Source organism: Sphaerisporangium rufum (assembly GCF_016863395.1).
GTDB classification, from domain to species: domain Bacteria; phylum Actinomycetota; class Actinomycetes; order Streptosporangiales; family Streptosporangiaceae; genus Sphaerisporangium; species Sphaerisporangium rufum.
The window spans coordinates 1-1,640 of the sequence record NZ_BOOU01000123.1; the positions used below are offsets into that span (position 1 = coordinate 1).

A 1,640-nucleotide genomic window follows, 5' to 3' on the forward strand; every position below is an offset into this window, starting at 1 on the left:
GGCGGCGCCGCCGGTGGTGGTGCTCAGGCCGCTGCCGCTGGTCGAGGCGAACCCGTCGGGGGAGTTGGAGTAGGGCCCCGACGGCGTGGAGGTCGGCGAGGTCGTCGGGGTGGGGGTGCCGGCGGTGGGGTTGAGGCGCCATTGCATGCGGGCGGTGTCGGAGCAGGGTTCCTGGATGATGGGGTTGCCGCCGGCGGTGGAGCCGTCCTTGTCGCTGGCGCACAGGCCGTTGAAGTTGCTCTTGATGAGGTAGCGGTCGGCGGTGGTGGAGGGGGTGAGGGTCCAGGTCTGGTTGGTGCTGGCGCCGCAGGTCCACTGCCACAGCTGGACGCCGCTGGTGGTGGAGTAGTTGGGTACGTCGAGGCAGCGGCCGCTGTTGATGTTGACCAGGCCGTAGGCGCCGTTCTGCGCGACGGCGCGGAACTGCTGGGCGGTGGAGTTGTCGCAGGCCAGTTGGGTGAACACCGCTCCGTTGTCGGTGCCGTTGGCGTTCAGGCATTTGCCGCTGGCGCCGGAGGCCAGGGTGTAGACGCCGCCGGCGACCGGTGCGGCGGCCTGGGACGGCCAGGCCGTCAGGCCGACGAACGCCGCCGCCACCGCCACGGTGACTGCCAGAGATCGTTTCATGGGTCGCTCCTGCTCAGTAGACGGGGTTCCAGCCATCGCTGCCGGCCAGGTAGCGCTGGGGGGTGTAGTTGGCCGCCTGTGAATCGCTCATCTGCGGCCGGTTGGAGTTGACCGTGGCGCCCGAACCGGTGTTCTTGTACTCGAAGAACCGGGCGTTCTTCCACGAGTTGGTGGACATGTCGTTCCACGGCTGGGAGTTCTTGACGGTCCCGCTGAGCGACGACTCCCGGTAGAGCACCTGGGCGTCCGCCCGCCAGGGCCGGCCGAGGGTGGTGTTGTTGCCGCCCGCGCCGGTGATCCGGGACCGGTAGAACAGGAACCCGTAGGTCTGGGCGGCCGGGGTGCTGGCCGCGGTGATCGTGCCGCCGGAGCTGCGCTTCTCATAGATGTCGCAGTTGTCGAACACGGTCGCGCCGCTGCCGAAGATGAAGTCGACGGTTCCCTCGACGTAGGAATTCTTCACGTACGTGCGGGCGCCGTCGCTGCCGAGCAGGAAGGTGTCCTGGTCTCCCAGCACCCGTACGTTGATGAGCTGGCTGCGGTCACCGTCCACGCGCAGCGCCACCGCCTGGTGGCCGTCCGGCGTCGAGTTCTCGTCGAAGTCGTTGGAGACCGTCAGGTTGGTCAGGATCGCGTCCTTACCGGTCACCCGGGCGGTGAAGCTGCCGGAGGTGCCGCTGGTGTAGGCGGACCGGTTGTTGACGATCAGCGTGGCGGAGGGCGAGGAGCCCGTCCCCTGCAGGGTGACGTAGGGCTTGTTCAGGGTGACGATCTCGCGGTACGTCCCCGGCTTGATCGTGATGACCCGGCGACCGGTGTTGCCGGACGGCACCGCGTCGATGGCCGCCTGCACGGTCCGGTACTGCCCCGTGCCGTCCGCGGCCACGGTCGTGGTGCCACCGGTGGACGTCGGGGTCGGGGTGGGGGTGCCGGCGGTGGGGTTGAGGCGCCATTGCATGCGGGCGGTGTCGGAGCAGGGTTCCTGGATGATGGGGTTGCCGCCGGCGGTGGAG

Annotated in this window: 2 protein-coding genes; both read right to left on the bottom strand. The window is 69.1% G+C overall.

What is annotated here, in order from left to right; all coding sequences use genetic code 11:
* Nucleotides 1-627, bottom strand: a 627-nt coding sequence (locus tag Sru01_RS34725; protein WP_203995045.1) for an RICIN domain-containing protein, incomplete at its 3' end; no start/stop codon positions are given.
* Between the two features lie 13 nt (nucleotides 628-640).
* Nucleotides 641-1,640 (bottom strand): pectinesterase family protein (locus tag Sru01_RS34730; RefSeq protein ID WP_203995046.1); only part of this gene is annotated, 1,000 nt, incomplete at its 5' end.